Here is a 19004-nt window from a genome sequence, read left to right on the forward strand (position 1 = left end):
GGGAGATATAGCAGCTCGTTCATTATTGGACAGGCATCATCGTTTGAGTATGCGGATTAACGTTCTGGGTAGTTCCAGCGCAGGCAATGCGACACTGATCGAGAGCGGCTCGACCCGTGTGCTGGTGGATGCCGGTTTCTCAGGGCGTGAGATCAAGCGCCGGCTTGAGGCCATTGGCCAAGATATTGCCACCATCTCAGCAATCGTCATCACGCATGAGCATGCCGATCATATTCGTGGCGCGCCGGTTCTGTCGCGCTCACTGGAGATTCCGGTGTTTGTCGGGCAACGGGCGCTGGCCTCATGGCGCCAAGGCAAGAACGACGAGTTGATTCAAACCTGCCGGTTCATCGCCGCGCAGGAGCCGTTCCAGATCGGTTCGCTGACGTTCTATCCATTTGAAGTGCCGCACGACGCGGCGGAGACGCTGGCGTTCACCATCGAGTCGGCGGGCGTCAAACTCGGTTTTCTGACCGATCTGGGCTACATCCCGCAAATGGTCGCGCACCATCTGAAAGGGTGTGACGCTCTTATCCTGGAGGCCAACCATGACCTGGAGATGTTGCGCGTTGGACCCTATCCCTGGGCGCTCAAACAGCGTGTCATGAGCCGGCACGGGCATCTGTCCAACGATGAGACGGCACGCTTTCTGCGCGAACAGTTCGACGGACAGGCAGAATATGTCGTGCTGGCTCATCTGAGCCAGAAGAATAATCATCCAGACCTTGCGCGCCTGGCGGCTGTCGAAGCTCTCGCTTCACGCAATCCGCTGTGGGCGCGCGAAGCCGAGCGACGCGTGCGCCTCTCCTACCATGATCGTCCGAGCGAATGGATTGAATTATGATTCCGCGATATACGCTGCCCCAGATGGGGCGCATCTGGACAGAAGAGAACAAATTTCGCACATGGCTGGACGTGGAAATCGCCGTCTGCGAAGCGCAGGCGGAAATGGGCATGATCCCTGCCGAAGCCGTGCACGTGATCAAACAAAAAGCCGCCTTCGATGTCACCCGGATTCACCAGATCGAACAAACAGTGCGCCACGATGTGATAGCCTTCTTGACGAACGTGGCCGAATACGTCGGCCCAGAAGCTCGATTCATTCATTACGGATTGACGTCATCTGATGTGATTGACACAGCCAACGCGCTCTTATTGAAACAAGCCGGCGCATTGATCATCGCCGATTTGGAACAGCTCGCTCAAACGCTTCAGCGGCGCGCTATTGAGTTCAAGCATACGCCGATGGTGGGCCGCACGCATGGGATGCACGCTGAGCCGACAACATTTGGATTGAAACTGGCCCTCTGGTATGCTGACACACAACGCAACCATCAACGCATGCAACGCGCGTTGGAAACGATCAGCGTCGGCAAAATTTCCGGCGCTGTCGGCACGTTCGCGCATCTGGATCCGGAAGTTGAAGAGCGCGTCTGCGCCCGCTTAGGACTAAAGCCAGCGCCAATCTCCACGCAAATTATCCAACGTGACCGACACGCCGAATTTCTTGCTACACTGGCAATCATCGCCGCCTGCGTGGAGAAAATCGCTCTGGAAATTCGGCACCTTCAGCGAACAGAAGTCGGTGAAGTCCACGAGCATTTTGGCGAAGGCCAAAAAGGATCATCGGCAATGCCGCACAAACGAAATCCAATCATCTGTGAACAACTTTGTGGTCTGGCGCGGCTAGTCCGATCTAATCTGCAAGCAAGCCTGGAAAATGTGGCGCTCTGGCATGAACGAGATATTTCTCACTCCTCCGTTGAGCGCGTCATCTTCGCCGACAGTTGCATCCTGACAGACTATCTTCTGCAGAAGGTAGCCATCTTGATTGACAAACTGGTGGTGCATCCTGACCGGATGCGCAAGAACATGGATGCCTCGCGCGGACTCATCTTCAGCGGCGCATTGCTGCTAGCCCTGACGCAAGCGGGACTGGCTCGCGAGGAAGCTTACCGACTTGTGCAACAGTGCGCCATGCGGGCGCTGGACGAAGGCGAAGATTTCCGCCAGTTGGTTCTGGCTGACCCGGAGATCACGGCCATCATGCCGCCCCAGCAAATCGAGCGCGTGTTTGATTTGAATCTCCAATTGCGCAATGTGGATAAGATTTTTGCGCGAGTGTTCCAGCGGGAGAAGGCATGACCCACAGAGGCAAAATCCAAACGTTGGAGTCTTTCACCGAAGCCTGCAGGAAGGTCGTTCTGCCTGAATTGAAAAAGGACTACGCAACACTCGATCGCATGGCTGCCATACAGAATGAGGCGCGCAATCAGATTGATGTTTCATTCAAGCAGTGCGAGAAACCGGAAGTCGGATATGCCGCGATCAAGGAGGCTTCGTTGCGAATCGAGCGACGATTGGATTCGTTCCAAAAATTTAAGTCCGAGTGGGAAAAAGAAGTGAAATTATTGAAAGGCGAGATGAATTCACTGCAACAACGCCTGACCCAGATCGAAAAACGACTGAGAGCCTTATGAAAGCCAAGATTCTGGTGACGTTGAAAAAGACCGTCCTTGATCCGCAAGGGCAAACAATTTTACAGGCAGTGAGAACATTAGGATACGAGACGATCCACGAGATCCGGCAAGGGAAATACTTTGAAATCACACTGGACGATTCAGTGAATCCTGATGACGCTCGCGCCCAGATGGAGCAACTGGCCCGCGACGTTCTTTCCAATCCGGTGCTGGAAGAATATAACGTGCTGTTGGAGGAGTCCTCATGAAGTTTGGCGTGGTGGTCTTCCCTGGCTCCAACTGCGATCATGATGCCTATCACGTCATCAGCAAAGTCATCGGTCAACCGGTTGACTTCATCTGGCATCGCGACACACATCTGAGCGGATATGACGCCGTCATCCTGCCGGGCGGCTTTTCCTATGGCGATTACTTGCGACCCGGCGCCATTGCGCGGTTCAGTCCAATCATGAAAGCCGTGAAAGCATTTGCAGCCGAGGGCGGGCTGGTCTTAGGAATTTGTAACGGATTTCAAATTCTCTGCGAGAGCGGCCTGCTGCCGGGCGCGTTGATGCGCAATCGTACCCTCAAGTTCATCTGCACATTTGTCCACATCCGCGTCGAGGCTACGGATACCCCATTTACGCGGATGTATCAGCCGGGACAGGTCTTGAAAATTCCTATCGCCCACGCCGACGGAAATTATTATTGCGACCCAGAGACACTGGACGAATTACGCCGCGAAAATCGCATCATCTTTCGTTATTGCGACGTTGATGGGAATCTTTCAGACGAAGCCAATCCTAACGGATCACTCGATCACATTGCCGGCATCTGCAATCGCCAACGGAACGTGCTCGGCCTCATGCCACATCCGGAACGAGCCTCGGAAGAGATTCTCGGCAGCAGTGATGGACGTCTGCTGTTTCACTCGATGGCTACTGTGCTAGCCGAGCTGGCACGGCTTTGATTGTGCCGGCGACTCAATGACCAATTGACACCATCACACGGTTGCCGATTGCACAGGCCGCTGCTGGTGACATCTGCAAGGCGACTCAATGACCAATTGACACCATCACACGGTCACCCCCCTCAATCATGAAGCATGTCAACCGCTGGCGCCACGCTATTCGCTGCACCGTGATCCGTCTGATTCGTCACGTGCTGACTGGCGCATTCCTAGCGACCGGCCTGTGGATGCTCACCACACTTGGATTCAGCGCCTACGCGAACAACTTCGGCAAGCGCGACGTCCTCTACGGCAGTCGTGGAGCAGGCATTGTGTTGTTGATCGGGGGGTACATCAGTTCGCTGGTCGTATTCATCGGTGGCGAGTTCAATGCTGCATCGGAAACCAATGTGAACGATGCGGCATGGACCTTGATCGAACACGCTTGTTGCCGGTATAGTCTGGATGGGTTTGATGCACGATGACACGTGAAGAAGTATTACAGTGGCTGAGAACGGAGCTTCCTCCTATGCTCCGCGAAGACCCGATGTTTCGGGCGCAAGTCATCGGTTTGCTTAGCGAGGCATTGGTCACCAAGGCCGAATTCACACAGATGCTGGATGAATTGAGAGCCATGCGCCTTGAATCTGAACGACAGTTCGCCCAGGGTCATGCGCGCCACGATGCTCACGACCAACGCTTCGATCAGGTTGACCAACGCTTCGACCAGGTTGAGCAGCACCTGACCGCTCACGATCAACGCTTCGATCAGGTTGACCAACGTCTGTCCACTCATGATCAACTCTTGGAAGACTTGCGCGCAGAGGTCGCTAAAGTCGCTGTCAGTGTTGGAGCCCTAGGCGGGCGCATGGGCTGGAAGATGGAGGATGTCATTCGCAGGGTTATCGAACACTTCTCCGGTTTACGAAAATTGAAAGCCAAGCCGTTCACCATCATTGATGATACCGGCGAATGTTTTCAGTCCGGAGCGACTATTGAGTTCGATGCGCTTGTCACCAACGGTCGCAAGTTTCTCGTCGAAGTAAAAAGCTACGCCAAGCCGGGTGACGTCTGGGCATTCCATCGCAAAGCCCGATTCGCGGAGAAGAAGCTCAACGAAACGTTCGACAAGGTGTTGATCGCGCCGGCTGCTTCGCAAGCGGCATTGGACTTAGCCAACGAGCTAGGCATCACTTGTTACACATTTAGTGTCGAGGGATAGCGCGGCAGCGACCGCTTGGCGAGCGACGGGACGCTGCCCGAACCGAGATGCAGGCAGATGACCTCAAGACCATTGAGAGTTTCTCGTTCTGCGCCTCGGCTGTGAGATTTCTAGAGCGATTTCCAATTGCCTTTAGCCTGGAGGCCCCGCATCGTGCGGGCGAGCGCACGCTGAAGTGTGCGCTCCCTGGGTAAACACATTCCCAAATCGCTCGAATCAGCGTCATTCCATCGGCAATCTGCCCAGCGCGAGCTGCGCTCCCAGCATGGCTGCGTCGGTGACGGGCCTCTGGCAGGTGAAGTTCTGACAAACATAGGCTGTTGCCCGACCATCAATGGCGCTTCGATCCCTCAGTAAAGGAATCAACTCACCGACCAGTTCCTCATCATCAGGCTCCTTCAGCGCGACGATCTTATTTGGCAAAAACCTATCGAAGATGACGCGCAGTAACGCTTGCGTATCGGCAGCAGCCCGCCGTCCCACCACCGCGATTTCTTTTGGCGCTCCACAGTAAAAATCCAAAGCGCCGAGCAGATGCCCGAATGCGCTCGGAAATCGCCTGACCGACTCAATTGTTGCGCGCAGGATGCGTTCAGCACGCTGCCGATACTCCGGAACATCGAAGTACAGCGCCAATCGCAGTAAGACGTCAGCCGCCACCGAATTGCCGGACGGCGTCGCATTGTCGTAGAACTCCTTGGCCCGCGTGATCAACCGTTCATGATCGTGGCTGGTGAAATAAAAGCCCCCGGCCACGTCATCCCAGAACTGCTCAATCATGATGTCAGCCAAGCGCCGCGCTTCCTGCAGATACCGCAGCTCGAACGTGGCTTCATACAAGGCGAGCAATCCGTCAATCAGCAGCGCGTAATCCTCCAAGTAAGCGTTCAGTTTGCTGATGCCATCGCGGTATGTTCGGAGCAACCGCCCATCACGCTGTAGATGCGTCAGTAGAAACTCAGCATTGGCGATGGCGACCTGCCGATAATCGTCACGGTTCAAGATGGCGGCCGCTTCGGCAAAACTTCTGAGCATCAGGCCATTCCAACAGGTGATGATCTTGTCATCACGCAGCGGTTTGATCCGTTGCTCACGATGCTCGAACAATTTCTTCCGCCCGCGTTCGATGACCTGGCGCAGCTCATCCTCGCTCAACCCTTCCAGTTTGGCGAGAACGCTCATTGGCCGCGGAACATTCAGAATGCTGTGGCCTTCCCAATTGCCCCATGTCGTCACGTCGAAATACTTGCACAACAGCGTTCCATCCGCCTCACCCAACACGCGCATGATTTCATCCGGCGACCAGACGAAGAACTTCCCTTCAACGCCCTCACTGTCTGCGTCCTGCGCTGAATAAAAACCGCCTTCGGGAGCCGTCATCTCGCGGATGACATATTGAAGCGTCTCTTCGGCAATGCGTCTGTAGAGCGGCTTGTTGGTGATTTGATAAGCGTACAAATAGACTCGGCTGAGCAGCGCATTGTCATACAACATCTTCTCAAAATGCGGCACCAACCATTTCTCATCTGTTGAATAGCGATGAAAGCCGCCGCCCAACTGATCATAAATCCCGCCATAGGCCATCTTCGTCAAGCTCAGTTCGACCATGTGGAGCGCTTCCGGTCGCTTGGTGCGCTGGTAGTAGCGAAGCAGGAAAATCAGATTCATCGCAGCGGGAAACTTCGGCGCTGCACCAAAGCCGCCATGTTGTTCATCAAAGCTTCGATATAAGCGGACGTATGCTTGATCCAGCACATCGGCCGTCACCTCGCCTTCGACCAGCGTGGGCGCGCTGATGTGTTGCAGCTCTTCCATGATCTGTCGCGCATTGGCTGTTATATCATCGCGCCGCGTGCGATAGACCTCGGCGACATTGAGCAACAGTTGCTTGAAGCTGGGCATGCCGTAGCGCGGCTCAGGTGGAAAGTACGTTCCACCGAAGAACGGTTCCCCATCAGGTGTTAGAAACACCGTCATCGGCCACCCGCCGTGTCCGGTCAACATTTGCACAACGTTCATGTAGATCATATCCACGTCGGGGCGTTCTTCCCGATCAACCTTGATGCTGACAAAATGTTCATTAACTAGCCGCGCCGTCTCTTCATCTTCAAACGATTCATGGGCCATCACGTGACACCAGTGGCAGGCTGCATAACCAATGCTGAGCAGGATTGGCTTGTCTTCGCGACGCGCTTTCTCAAAGGCTTCCGGCCCCCACGGGTACCAGTCAATCGGGTTATGCGCGTGCTGCAACAGATAAGGGCTGGTTTCGTGTATCAACCGATTAGTATGCGATGGTGTCGCCTGTTTGCGTTCTGTGTCATTCATGAGCTTCTCTCCTTTGGATTCATCCGGTGCGATCCTAGTTGAGGAGCGGGACTCAGGCTTGATCATTACTGGCCAGCCTCCGAGCCGTCGCGCAGCCGCGCCCTTCCAGCATCATTAGGCCCGACGGGCAAAGAAGCGTATTACATTCCGCCATCCCGTGTTCAATTGTAGGAGAACACCTCATAAATCCGCGTTCATTATACTGGCTTCGCCCACTCTCGGCCAGGCAATGCAGCTTTTGTGAGGCAAAGCCTCGCTTGTGCAATCACTGCCAAAGTATGTTAGCATTGCATCGGTGCGCGCGCATGACAATCAGGGGTTTCACAAGGCAATTGATAGGCCGGCTGCAACTCATGGTGTTGGTGTGCGCTCTGACGCTCGCCGCCTCGATCCTGTGGCCAGCCGTGATTGGACACGCTCAACGCAATACAAGCTCGCCTGCGCAACGCGCAAGACAGGCGCCGGCCAAGACGCCCTCCACAACGACAACTGAACGGGAGGCTGCGCAAGCGGCTGAGCAACAAGCCATCACGGCCTTTGAACAAGGTCAGCAGGCGCACGCGCGCGGCGAGTTGCACACTGCAATTGCCTTTTATGACAGGGCGCTGGAGATCATCCCTGACTTCCCCGAAGCTCTCTTTCAACGCGCCATGGCGCGATTGGCACAAAAACAACTGGATCAGGCGCAAGCTGATTTGGAACGATTGCTCTCACTGAAACCAACCATCCTATCATCGTCTGAACCGTCGGCAGACGCGGCAGTGAAGTCGTTTTTCGCTCGCGCGCACAGCGCGTTGGCAGACATCTACCGTGAGCGGCAGGATGTCGTCAATGCCGAGCAACATTATCGTCATGCCGTCGCGCTTGACGGCACACTGCAACGAGCGACCACTCACTTGATCTGGCTGCTGATCGAGCGAAACGCGCTAGAAGAAGCGAGCGCCCGTCTCAATGTCCTGCTCGCCACAGGCGCTGCTTCGGCTCCTCTTTATGGCCTGCAAGGCTATCTGTACGAACAGTCAGGTCAGAGCGACAGAGCGCTGGCCGCGTATGACCAAGCGATTGCTTTGGACTCACGCGACCTGCTGGCTCGCCAGCAACGGAGCCGGCTTCGCGCCCAACGCCGGGATTTTGCCGGCGCTGCCGAAGATATGGCGGTCGTCTATGAACAGGATCGCTCATCCAGCCGCGCGCTTGAGCTGGGCGCTCTTTACGAATTAGCGGGAAAACCGGCCGAAGCCATCGCCCTCTATGAGACCGCACTGAGTAGCACAACTGCATCAGCAGAAGCCCGACAGGCACGATTGAAATTGGTAATTCTATTGGCGACCGTCCAGCGTCAAGCGGAAGCCTTGGCTCATGCACAACAACTGATGAAGGAATCACCGCAGGATGCTGAGATACTGGCTCGGCTTGGCAGCGCCTTGCTCGCGCTCGACCCAGCTCTAGCGGCGCAGGCGTATCTCCAGGCGATCAAGGTGGACGAGCAGGATGTTGATTATCGGGCCGGGTTGAGCGCAGCTTTACTCAAAATGCGACGGTATGACGAAGCCCTCAGCGTTGCCCTTGAGGCCATCAAACGCGCGCCGAATCATTACTATGCCCGCACGAATGCGGCGACGGCGCTCTTTCAGTTACAACAATTTGCTGCTGCCGCTGAACATTTTGAGTGGATCGTCGCCCACAACCCGAATACGGCGATTGCCTACTATTTCCTTGGAATTTGCTATGACAAGCTTGGCCAATACGAGTTGGCTTTACCAGCTTATGAAGCATTTCTCCGATTGGCCGACGCTGGTCAGCATCAAGCGGAAGCTGACAATGTCAAATTTCGTCTGCCGGCTGTGCGTCGAGCGATCGAAAAGCAGCGAGGCAAAAAGCGATGAACGCTAGGAGGTTGTCATCCCATGTCCTGTGGCCGTTAGTAATGGCCGTCATGTCAGTGAGCGGTCAGCCGGCAATGACCGGCCAAAGCCCGGCGCCGGTCAACCAGTTGTCCTCTGCTGCGTTGACGGCTGAAGAATGGTCCGAAGTGCGCCAAGAAGACAATCCAACCAAACGGACTCGCAAACTCTTGAGCATGGCGGCTCGTCGGCTCACGCAGGCTCAGGCGTTCATCCAGCGCGAGCACTACAGCGATGTTCTGACGCTGCTCGAACAATACAAGCACATCCTCGTCTACGCGCTCGATTCGATTGACAGCTTGCCTGAGCCGGAACGCAAGCGACAGCGCAATGCTTACAAAGAGATTGATCTTTCCCTGCGCAAACAAATTCCTATACTGCAAGAAATCAAGCGAAATTTTCCTCGTGAACATCCAGTGGTGGAGGATTCGCTGCTCGCCGCGCAGCGGCTTCGAATGACGGCGTTGAACCGATTTTCTGGGTCGGACATTTTCAAAATCCCATAATCCCGCTCTCCACCAATACAACTTGCAACGACCACGGATCGCCTTGGCGCAGGCTGCTGGCGCGCTGTCATGCGCTCTGATGGTGACTTGTGACCGGTGATGCCTGCTCGCGCAGGCTGCTGGCGCGCTGTCAGCCTGTCTGGTGAATAGTTGTCAGTAACTCATGCTGACTGACAGTGGCCGTGCCGATTTTCCCGATGACCACACTGGCTGCGTGGTTGGCAATGAGCGCCGCTTGCGCCGGCGTGGCGCCACTGAGCAACGCTAATGCCAATGCTGCGATCGTCGTGTCGCCGGCGCCGGTGACATCATAGACCTCTCGCGCCATCGCCGGGATATGGGTCAGTTGATCGTCACGGGAAAACAGCGTCATGCCCGCTTCGCCGCGCGTCACCAGCAGGTATTGGCACCGCACCAGCCGCATGATGCGCTGACCAGCCGCGCGCAACGACGCATCATCAGTGATCTCCATTTGAGTCACAGCTTCTGTCTCTCGCAAATTCGGTTTGAGCAAGGTGACGGGCGAGTAGTACCGGAAATTACGCAGCTTGGGATCAACCAAGACGGGTTTGCCGGCCTGCTCGGTCAGTGGCAGAATCTGCGCCAATAACGATGGTGTGACCACGCCCTTGTCGTAGTCAGATATGATGACGCCGGTGACATCCGGCAGGCGCTCGGCATAGCGAGTAACCAGTTGCTCGGTCAACGAAGGATGCAGTGGCTGGCGGGTTTCACGGTCGGCGCGCACGACTTGTTGATGATGAGCGATGATTCGCGTCTTGACGGTGGTCGGTCGGGTTGCGTCGCGGATCAGCCCGCAGGCTTGCGCGCCGATGTGTTGCAACGTCTCGACCAATCGCTGGCCGGCCTCATCCTCGCCGATCACGCCCAGGCATACAGCTTGGCCGCCCAACGAAATCACATTATGAGCGACGTTGCCGGCGCCACCCAGGTGAACGGACTCACGCTCAATCCGCACCACCGGCACAGGCGCTTCCGGCGAAATGCGCACGGCCGTTCCCCAGATAAACTGATCCAACATCAAATCGCCCAGCACGAGTAACCGCTGATGAGAAAATCGCCGGATAATCTGTTCGATCTCTTGCTCAAGCATCTGCAAACTCACGCGGACGGCTCAACAACCCTGACGGTTCGGTGGGTTGATTGACTCAACACGTGCTCGACCGCCGCCACCACGGCGTCTACCGAAACATGAGCGATACGCTCGGATGGCGCGAGCAGCCGACCCGTCGCATCGCGCTCGACCTGAACAACCTGATGAGGCGCATCGCCCCACGGCCGCCAGACGTGATAGTTGGACGCGCCGAAGATCACAACCGTCGGGCAGCGCTGGCTCATGGCCACATGGGCTGGTCCGCTATCATTGCCGACAAATAGGCGCGCCAGGGCACACAGGGCGACCAGCTCTTTCAGATGCAAGTCCACCATCATTACGAGCCGTGGGCCAAGGCGTGTCGTCAGCTCATCCAACTGCGCCTTATCACGGCGCGTGCCAATGATGACCGAAGCTAACCCGTGCTCGGACCAGAGCGCCTCAATCAGGCGAGCGAACCGCTCGACCGGCCAGCGTTTGTCCTCGGCCGTCCCGCCCGGATGGATCAACGCAAACGCCCCATCAATTCCTAATCGCCTCAATCGGCTTGCGACATTATGCTGCACAGCCTCACGAGCGTATAACGACGTAGGAGGAATCTGCTGGATCGGCACGCCAGCCCATTTGAGTAATCCCGCCTGTTGCTCGACTGAATGCACGTTGGATTTCTGCCAGATCACTTCAGGGTCGGGCGCGCGATGCGTGAGCATCCACGAATGTCTGTAACCAGCATAACCAATGCGATGTCGTGCGCCGCTCAGATAACACAACATTGTGGCCGTTGGTCCACCATGCAGATCAAACACCGCGTCGAATGACGCGCGGCGCAAGCGTTGAACCAGATGCCAGCGTCGCCACACATTGCCCAACAGGCCTGGCATCCGACTCAGCACAATCACCTCATCCACGTGTGGATGCCGCTTCAGTAACGGCGCCGAAGGTTTCTCCAGCAAGACGGCGACATGCAGGTCTGGTCGAAACTGTTTCAACAGCGCCAAACTTGGCGTCATCAAGACAGTATCACCAAGCGAGCGTAGTCGTACCAACAGCACGCGGTTGATCTGACTCCAATCAATCACAGGCGTCTCATTCTGGAGGTTGCACCGTCGCTTCTTTCACCAGCATCACGGGAATCCCATCACGAATCGGATAGACACGATGGCAGATCGGACACTTTAACCCTTGACCGTCAGCCGTCAGTTGCACTTTGGCGCGCTCTTGCTCCGTTTTGACACAGGCCGGACAGGCCAGAATCTCCAACAATTCAGGCTTGATGCTCATCGTCATGCCCCTTATGCGTTCATCTCAGACTGGCGCGGGTACTCTAACATGGCAACCGAGCATTGTCAAAACAAGCATTCGGTCCCACTCCGTCCTGATGATAAGCGGGTTCAAGGATGGGCAGGAGTGACCTCCGGTGGCTCCTCGTAGGCCATGATCCTGCCGGCAACGGCCGAGGCGGCCACAGTCAGCGGATTGGCCAGATAAAGCTGGCCAGGACCACTGCGACCGGGAAAATTCCTATTCTGCGCGCTGATGCTGATCTGATCAGCCCGACTTGTCCCGCCGGGGCCAGCGTTGATACAGGCGCCACAGCTTGGCTCGATAACCGTCGCGCCGGCTCGATGGAAGATCTCCAGATAGCCCTGCTCAACGCAGTAACGACGCACTTCTTGCGAACCAAACTGGATATAAAACTTCACCGACGGATGAACGCCACGCCCTTGCTGCAACGCCTCACGCAGCACGCGAGCATACATATCCATATCCGCCTTCTTGCCGGCGGTGCATGAGCCGCCATAAGCAATTTCAATCGGGATGACCTCGGTCAGCTCGTCAATGAACACGCCCTGGCTGGGATCACCCGGCAGCGCCACCATCGGTCGCAACTGCGATGCGTCCAGTTCAATCACGTGGTCATAGGCGGCATCCGGATCGCTGAACAATCCTTCACACAACCGCTGGGCTTCAGCCCGTGGCAGGCCACGTCGCTCGACGAGAAAATCAACGGTCTTTTCATCAGGCGCAACCACACCGGTGAACCCACCGATTTCAGCCGCCATGTTCGTCATCGTGGCACGCTCGTCAATGCTCAATGCTTCGATGGCATCGCCGGCATACTCGATGACTTTGCCGATCGCTTGACCACTCTTGACGTACTCCAGGCGCAGGATCGCCAAAATCAAATCCTTGGCGGTGACACCCGCCGGAAGGCGCCCGCGCACAATTACTTTGACTGACGGCGGCACACACACGCGCACATCTTTGGTGATCCACGAATTGAAAATGTCTGTTGTGCCCACGCCAAAGGCCACACAACCAATCGCGCCGGCATGCGGCGTATGCGAATCTGTGCCAACGATCACCTGTCCAGGGAGCGCATAATTCTCCAGGATGATATTGTGGCAAATTCCTTCAGACCCCTTTCGGTCAGTCAATTCGCCGTGATAGGTGATGCCCTGCTCGCGAGCGAACGCTTCTTGCATCAGCTTTTGTTGAATGGCCAAATCCAGCAGCCCCATGGCTCGCCGCTCCGGCGGCATAACTTCATCCAAAAATGTGAGGTGATCGCGGAACAAATAAATGGAGGATGGATCGTTGACTTTCTCATGCTCGCCGACCAGTTGCTTAAACATCATGGCGGCCATCGGCGTCACGTATTCGTGACTGAACCGAATATCGGCGCGGACAAAACCGGCGTCGCCCGGCTGGACTGCCGCCACGCCGACGCGGTCTTCAGTTAAATTCACCACCATGTGTCGAGCCAAGATTTTCTCCGCCAGCGTCATCGGTCGCTGCGGCGTCCTAATCTGTGGCAACCGCGCCTGCCCCTGCAAGCGGGCTACGTTGAAAGCGAACAGGCCGCCGTACTCGATAATCTGACAGGTGATCTCGTCCTCCCCTTCAGTGAATTCGCTGAGCGCGATTTCATCGCCGCGCTCAAGACGCTCAATCAACTGAAAATTCGTGGATGTGAGCATTCCGAGATTCTGGCAATTTTGCCGGTAGATGCGCTCGATATTCTCAGCTATGACCAAGCGAATGCCGGCGCTCAACTCGGCGTATGGGGCTTGTTCGCGGCTCGACCCTTTGCCCCGACGTTTACCTGAGACGCTGGCGACAAAGCCGCCTCGCTTCACCGAGCCGCGCGTCACCGGCGATTGCCCGCCCGTCCGTAATCCAATGTAAGCAAACTCGCCAAGCGTCTCATCGAAGTAGTAACAGATGTATGCCGGCGCGATTTCATCTGTGCTAATATCGTGGCGCAACGGTATGTCCGGGCGCCACGCCAGGTCCTCGCCGTTCAATTGTCGCTGAATCAGATGTGGGTCCTCTGTCAGAAAGAGAATTCGACCATTAAAGCGAATTCGGTCCGGTCGCTTTGACACCGTGCGATTCAACAGGCTGCTCACCATGATCCCGTATCCTTATTGTCAGAAATTGCCTGCACGCATAGGCGAGAAGCAAGTATACTGGCCACTCACCGATGCGTAAAGGAACAGCTAGAGCGCCGGCTCCGAGGTTCACCGCCATGCGCCACGAAAAGCCTCATGAGCGGGTAACATCAGCGGAGCGGTGTTTGCTTCGTGTTCATGCTCAAGAATGCCGATGCGTTGTTTTGCGGATGCGGTGGAATTGCTCAAGTTGGTCGTTCGCCGCCACGATGACCGGCAATTTTTCGAGAACCGCTTCGGCTGCTGGACCCGGAAGAGCAAAGTAGAAATGATCGTCGCCAAGGTCAGTGTAGACGCGATTTCCAATGCACCCGAGGCTGAGGCTGGCTCGTTTGGCTTCGATGGCTTCAGGGATGATCGCACAGGTTGGACGCAGCATAGCCTGCATATCATGGCCGACATTGGCCGCGCGGGCGGCTTCGGCCAGTAGCATAATCTGCTTAGCATTGCCGCGCACAATGATCACATCGGGGTCCAACGGTGTTGAAGTGAGTGGCGCGTAAACGACGTACTGGCATGGCTCGCGTCGTCGTGGCAGTGCGGCAATCTCATCCTGATGGACGTATTCCAAGCCGACCATCATGGTAAGAAGTTCTTCACGCTCGTTTGCTCGCTCCGGTGGCCAGTCAACGTGATGAGTGAACGCTCCAATAGGGCAGTTCAGATGATCTGCCGCAGTTGTGTAGAACGTGACGCCTTCGGCGGCCAGTTTCCAATAGCTGCATCCGGCTGCCGCGGCCTGCTCCACGTGCGGGATATCTTTCGGGACAGTTGATACAAATGTCACCGCCACTGGTGACCACGTCAAGTTTAAGTGCTTCTGAAGGTAGGTTGCTCGCATGAGCCTCGGTTTATTGCGGTCGAGCTAGAGGCAGCACGGTTGGTCCCGCTAGCTCGCCCTATTTGGCCGGTGAATAGTAGGGATTCTGGCCGGCGGCATGATCCGTCGTATCCAGAATCTGACCAACTTCGGGAATCTGCTCACGAATGAGCTGCTCGACGCCCTGTTTCAGTGTGACATTGGCCATGCCGCAACCCTGACAGCCGCCGCCCATACGAATGAAGACGTTGTTATCAATCACGTCTAGTAACTCGATGTAGCCACCATGCGCGGCTACCGCCGGATTGATCTGGGTCTCCAACAGATCAATGACTTTATCCCGGATGTAGTCGGATGATGGAATGCGCGCTTTGAATTCCTGCGAAACGGCCGGCACGCCCGATTGCAGCACGCGGCGGATGGCTGCGCCAATCTGCTTGGCAATCGGCATCCACTCGTCGTAGCCCTGCTTGGTCACGGTGACAATGTTGCCGGCAATCAACACGGCCGTCACCTGCGGAATCTCAAAGAGCGCCTCCGCCAGCGGCGAATCTTTGGCCGCTTCCTGATGAGCAAAATAAGCGGCGCCGTCGTAAACCTGACGGTCTACTGTGAATCGGCACTTGGATGGGTCTGTCTGAATTTCAGCCATGATTTTAATCTCTTGGTCCATAGTCTTTCTCCTTCGTATCAAATGCCGCGTCGTCTCTGGAGCGCGTCAAACTGGCTCGTCGTCGGCTCTGCGCAGCAAAACCACGGCTCAGTCAGGCGTGGCGCACGCCCAGTTTGATCGCGCGTCGCAGTCGAAATGAGTTCCGGCATTTCGTCTCCACGCATAGCATAGGCTACCTGGCACACGCGGTCAAATGTCTTGGCCGGATGTTCGTTTGATTGAGCAGCTTGCTCAACCAACGCGCTGACCGTTTTGTGGAGATCATCCATGCAGGGATCAGGGTGTCTCCAGCGATAACTGAGATGTTGGTGATCCAGGGCGCCAAGGAATGGCTGGATCGCCGGCTGTCGCAACAAGTTTGATCCGGGCGGCACAAGCAATCGAATCGTGTATTGCACCGGATCAACATAGTCAATCAATTTGTGATCGCGCACGAACTGGAGGATGTCAATGTAATCATCGAGCGTCGTCCACGGTGTGAACGGAACCCAGGTCGGTCGCAGCGCCAGTTTGGCTTCGGTGACCACGTCTAATAGCTTGTGAATATCAGCCCGCGTATGGCCTTTCTCCAAATGGGCCAGCACGGTGTCGCTGAGCGATTCAAACGCCGACACGACGAACAAACAGCCTGACTCGGCCAGCTCCGGCAATATGGCCTGATGTTTCAGCAGATGCTCGACCTTCGCTGTGAAATCGAACGTCAGAGCAGGGAATTCGTTGTGCAATGCGCGGACCACGCGCCGCGCATGGCCAGGGCCGTTGAGGAAATCAGGGTCGCCAAACGTAATGTGCGTCGCGCCGGCTTCAACCAGTTGCCGAATATCGTTCAAGACAATATCGGTTGGCACGATGAAAAACCGACCGCCATAAACCGGTGGGATCGGGCAATGCCGGCAGTGATGCAAACAACCGCGACTTGCTTCAACGGTGCCGACCAGTCGTTGCGTTCCCTGGTGCTCCAACCGCGCATACTTGGATAACGGCGGCAAGCTGCTGCGCTGCGGCGCTACGAACGGCTGCCGTTGCACATAAGGACGGCCCACATGCCCGCGCCGGCTAATACCGGCAATGTCCAAAGAACCGCCATTGGCCAGCGCATCAATCAATGCAACTAACGGTGTTTCATACTCGCCACCGATGATGAAGTCGGCGCCATGCTCGAGCAGATAATCAGCGTTGAGCGAAGCGTAAAGACCGTAAAAGCAGATGTGACACCGTGGATTGACGTGACGAATCCGCTCTGCCACGCGCACGCCCAGCCGGAGCGCCGTGTGCATCGGCACCGAGATACCGACGAACCACGCGTTGGCGATCTTTGTCTCGTCCAGTGGTTCGACGGCAATGTCAAGGGTGTCCGTTGCATAACCAACCTGTTGGAGAAAGCCACAGGGGAAGGCTACCCCCAGTGGTTGATGGCCCAGCTCGTAGCAAGATACCAGCAGGATCGTCTTGCCGTTCATGTTATTGTGGAGGACGCCAGCCATACGATTTTGCTTATGCGCGACACGACGGACATGGACAGAGCGCCCGGAGCGTCTGGAAACTATAGATGCCTGTATTGTGACCATCACTCCAGGTGAAGTTCAACGCATACTGGCCGACCAGATCAACGGCGCGGATGCTCAGGTCTGAGGCAATCGAGTCAGGCGTGATACGTCTTTGTCCCGTCCATTCGTCCACACAGGCGGCACACGGACACTCTTGACGCAGGTACGGGGCTGAGTACCGGCTGACGTGCTCATCCTCCCAGGTGATCTCCAGTGTCGCATCACCGATCTTTTTAATGCCGACCGGCCTGTCCGCTCGGTTCATGCGCAACCCCTTCCATGCCCATACGGGCGACGCCGGCGCGTCTACGCCGGCACTTCGAGAATCTGTAGCGGAATCTTTCGATAATTCTCAATGCTGATTTGCTGTGCCAGGTGACCAAGAATCTGGCGATATGCTTGCGCCGATGGCGAATCCGGATCGGCAGCAATGATCGGCGTGCCATCGTCGGCGTACTGCCGAATGGCGACGTCAATGGGAATCTCTCCGAGGAATGGCACTCCCAATTCACGGCTGGCGTTCAGCGCGCCGCTGGAGCCAAAGATATACTCACGATGACCGCACTGCCGGCAGATGTAATAACTCATGTTCTCAATGATGCCGAGGATCGTCACGTTCGTCTGTTCAAACATGCGGAGCGTTTTCAGTGAAATTTTCCAGCCGACGTCCTGCGGCGTAGAGACAATGACCCCACCCGTGACCGGCACAGATTGCACTAACGTCAGATGAACATCGCCTGTGCCCGGCGGCAAGTCCACAATGAGGTAATCTAATTCACCCCATTCGACCTGAAATAAGCATTGCTCTAATGCCTTGTGCGCCATCGGGCCGCGCCAGATCAGCGGTTTATCGCCGGGCACAAACAGCCCCATCGAGATAAACTTGATGCCGTGATTTTGCAATGGCCGGATGCGGTTGCCGTGCAGCTCGACCGGTTCATTCTTGCCCATCATGATGGGAATGCTCGGGCCATAGATATCGGCATCCAACAAACCGACACGCGCGCCGGTTTGGGCTAATCCAACAGCCAGGTTCGTCGCAACCGTTGATTTGCCCACGCCGCCTTTACCGCTGCCGATTGCCACGATGTTGCGGACTGTTGACAGCGTTGAACGATCCAATCCAGCATGCTGACGCACGTCGGCTGTCAAATTCACACGCACGTCGGTCACTCCATCCAGCGCGCGAACGACTTGCTCGGCTTCTTCCTTGAGCCGTTCTTTAACTGGACAAGCTGGCGTGGTGAGGTTGATATCAAAGCTCACTGCCCCACCGTCTATTCTGATGTTCTGCACAAACTTGAGCGTGACAATGTCTTTATGCAGGTCAGGGTCTTTGACGACGCTCAACGCCTTCAGTATGTCCGCTTCGGAGACGGACGATTTCTTTAGTAGAGCCATACACTATTGATCCTTACGCCGGGGAAGGACTTTTCCTGCGCTCCGGGTCAGCCCCCGTGAGATTGGCCCGACGCGCAACGGTGATTGAAAAAAGCCGCCAATGAGAGGCGGCTCTCAAGCGTTACACGGTGAAGCTGCTGCCGCAGCCACAACTGCCGGTGGCATTCGGATTCTTAAATGTGAACCCTGAACCCATCATCGAATTGACATAATCCAGCTCGACGCCATTGAGGTAGCGCTTGCTCATCTGATCCACAAAGACACGGATGCCCTGCAATTCAACCACATCATCACCTGCTGCCGGGCCATCGTCAATCACCATGTCATATTGGAATCCCGAACACCCGCCGGGAATGACGCGAATCCGCAGGCCCGCTTCAGGGCCGACGTTTTCGCTCGCCATGAATTGTTTGACGGCTTCTGCCGCCGCTGCGGTCATATGCAAACTCAATGGTGGCTGTCCAACTGTTGCGCTCATTCCGTATTCTCCTTCATGCAAAAATTATGTTGAATGCGATTTCTTACCTTTTGGTAAGGCTTGATTATAACAGAGCGACCCCGACCTGCCAAGCCATGATTTCGGCCAGCATGGTACTGATGGATTCGCGCTGAGAAGATTGCGCCGT

20 protein-coding genes are annotated in these 19004 nt (G+C 56.1%); 9 read left to right on the forward strand and 11 right to left on the reverse strand.

Annotated features, from left to right (window positions below; all coding sequences use genetic code 11):
- Window positions 1-49 precede the first annotated feature (49 nt).
- The 7 genes from NZ823_18150 (at window position 50) to NZ823_18180 (ending at window position 4630) form a co-directional block, all read left to right on the forward strand.
- Window positions 50-844 (forward strand): MBL fold metallo-hydrolase, encoded by a 795-nt coding sequence (locus NZ823_18150; protein ID MCS6807047.1) that lies wholly within the window; start codon window positions 50-52, stop codon window positions 842-844.
- On the forward strand, window positions 841-2145 hold the full coding sequence (purB, locus tag NZ823_18155) for an adenylosuccinate lyase (GenBank protein ID MCS6807048.1): 1305 nt from the start codon (window positions 841-843) through the stop codon (window positions 2143-2145). The genes NZ823_18150 and purB overlap by 4 nt, the downstream gene beginning before the upstream one ends.
- Window positions 2142-2480: a hypothetical protein gene (locus NZ823_18160; protein MCS6807049.1), complete on the forward strand. Its 339-nt coding sequence runs from the start codon at window positions 2142-2144 to the stop codon at window positions 2478-2480. Before purB ends, NZ823_18160 begins: the two co-directional genes overlap by 4 nt.
- Window positions 2477-2728: a phosphoribosylformylglycinamidine synthase subunit PurS gene (gene purS / locus NZ823_18165; GenBank protein ID MCS6807050.1), complete on the forward strand. Its 252-nt coding sequence runs from the start codon at window positions 2477-2479 to the stop codon at window positions 2726-2728. Before NZ823_18160 ends, purS begins: the two co-directional genes overlap by 4 nt.
- Entirely contained in the window at window positions 2725-3429 is a 705-nt protein-coding gene (gene purQ / locus NZ823_18170; protein ID MCS6807051.1) for a phosphoribosylformylglycinamidine synthase subunit PurQ, read from the forward strand. Before purS ends, purQ begins: the two co-directional genes overlap by 4 nt.
- Before the next feature lie 128 nt (window positions 3430-3557).
- A complete protein-coding gene (locus NZ823_18175) occupies window positions 3558-3893 on the forward strand; it encodes a YihY/virulence factor BrkB family protein (protein MCS6807052.1) in 336 nt (111 codons plus the stop codon).
- Window positions 3890-4630: a DUF3782 domain-containing protein gene (locus NZ823_18180; GenBank protein ID MCS6807053.1), complete on the forward strand. Its 741-nt coding sequence runs from the start codon at window positions 3890-3892 to the stop codon at window positions 4628-4630. Before NZ823_18175 ends, NZ823_18180 begins: the two co-directional genes overlap by 4 nt.
- A gap of 222 nt (window positions 4631-4852) precedes the next feature.
- On the opposite strand, the gene NZ823_18185 is transcribed toward NZ823_18180, so the two are convergent.
- A complete protein-coding gene (locus NZ823_18185; GenBank protein MCS6807054.1) occupies window positions 4853-6958 on the reverse strand; it encodes a thioredoxin domain-containing protein in 2106 nt (701 codons plus the stop codon).
- A 305-nt stretch (window positions 6959-7263) separates the two neighbouring features.
- Here NZ823_18185 and NZ823_18190 point away from each other — a divergent pair, with 305 nt between their 5' ends.
- Both NZ823_18190 and NZ823_18195 read left to right on the forward strand, forming a co-directional pair.
- Complete coding sequence (locus NZ823_18190) at window positions 7264-8844, forward strand: tetratricopeptide repeat protein (GenBank protein MCS6807055.1); 1581 nt, start codon at window positions 7264-7266, stop codon at window positions 8842-8844.
- Window positions 8841-9368, forward strand: a complete 528-nt coding sequence (locus NZ823_18195) for a hypothetical protein (GenBank protein MCS6807056.1) — start codon at window positions 8841-8843, stop codon at window positions 9366-9368. Before NZ823_18190 ends, NZ823_18195 begins: the two co-directional genes overlap by 4 nt.
- A gap of 130 nt (window positions 9369-9498) precedes the next feature.
- Here the strand turns inward: NZ823_18195 and rfaE1 are convergent, their stop codons facing one another.
- From rfaE1 to NZ823_18245, 10 genes are all read right to left on the reverse strand, one after another.
- A complete protein-coding gene (rfaE1, locus tag NZ823_18200; protein MCS6807057.1) occupies window positions 9499-10482 on the reverse strand; it encodes a D-glycero-beta-D-manno-heptose-7-phosphate kinase in 984 nt (327 codons plus the stop codon).
- 8 nt (window positions 10483-10490) lie between these two features.
- Entirely contained in the window at window positions 10491-11561 is a 1071-nt protein-coding gene (locus tag NZ823_18205; protein MCS6807058.1) for a glycosyltransferase family 9 protein, read from the reverse strand.
- A 7-nt stretch (window positions 11562-11568) separates the two neighbouring features.
- Window positions 11569-11763: a Trm112 family protein gene (locus tag NZ823_18210; GenBank protein MCS6807059.1), complete on the reverse strand. Its 195-nt coding sequence runs from the start codon at window positions 11761-11763 to the stop codon at window positions 11569-11571.
- Window positions 11764-11873: 110 nt separating this feature from the next.
- On the reverse strand, window positions 11874-13898 hold the full coding sequence (locus NZ823_18215; protein MCS6807060.1) for an aconitase family protein: 2025 nt from the start codon (window positions 13896-13898) through the stop codon (window positions 11874-11876).
- 181 nt (window positions 13899-14079) lie between these two features.
- Window positions 14080-14778, reverse strand: a complete 699-nt coding sequence (locus NZ823_18220) for a DUF169 domain-containing protein (GenBank protein MCS6807061.1) — start codon at window positions 14776-14778, stop codon at window positions 14080-14082.
- A gap of 58 nt (window positions 14779-14836) precedes the next feature.
- Window positions 14837-15430, reverse strand: coding sequence for a NifU family protein (locus NZ823_18225; protein ID MCS6807062.1), 594 nt, complete (start codon window positions 15428-15430; stop codon window positions 14837-14839).
- A gap of 17 nt (window positions 15431-15447) precedes the next feature.
- Window positions 15448-16914, reverse strand: coding sequence for a CUAEP/CCAEP-tail radical SAM protein (locus NZ823_18230; protein MCS6807063.1), 1467 nt, complete (start codon window positions 16912-16914; stop codon window positions 15448-15450).
- 10 nt (window positions 16915-16924) lie between these two features.
- Entirely contained in the window at window positions 16925-17242 is a 318-nt protein-coding gene (locus tag NZ823_18235) for a DUF971 domain-containing protein (GenBank protein MCS6807064.1), read from the reverse strand.
- A gap of 41 nt (window positions 17243-17283) precedes the next feature.
- Window positions 17284-18378 (reverse strand): Mrp/NBP35 family ATP-binding protein, encoded by a 1095-nt coding sequence (locus tag NZ823_18240; protein MCS6807065.1) that lies wholly within the window; start codon window positions 18376-18378, stop codon window positions 17284-17286.
- Window positions 18379-18499: 121 nt separating this feature from the next.
- The gene (locus NZ823_18245) at window positions 18500-18856 is read right to left on the reverse strand and encodes an iron-sulfur cluster assembly accessory protein (GenBank protein MCS6807066.1); all 357 of its coding nucleotides are present in this window, start codon (window positions 18854-18856) and stop codon (window positions 18500-18502) included.
- Window positions 18857-19004 lie beyond the last annotated feature (148 nt).

The organism is Blastocatellia bacterium (assembly GCA_025054955.1).
GTDB lineage: Bacteria > Acidobacteriota > Blastocatellia > HR10 > J050 > JANWZE01.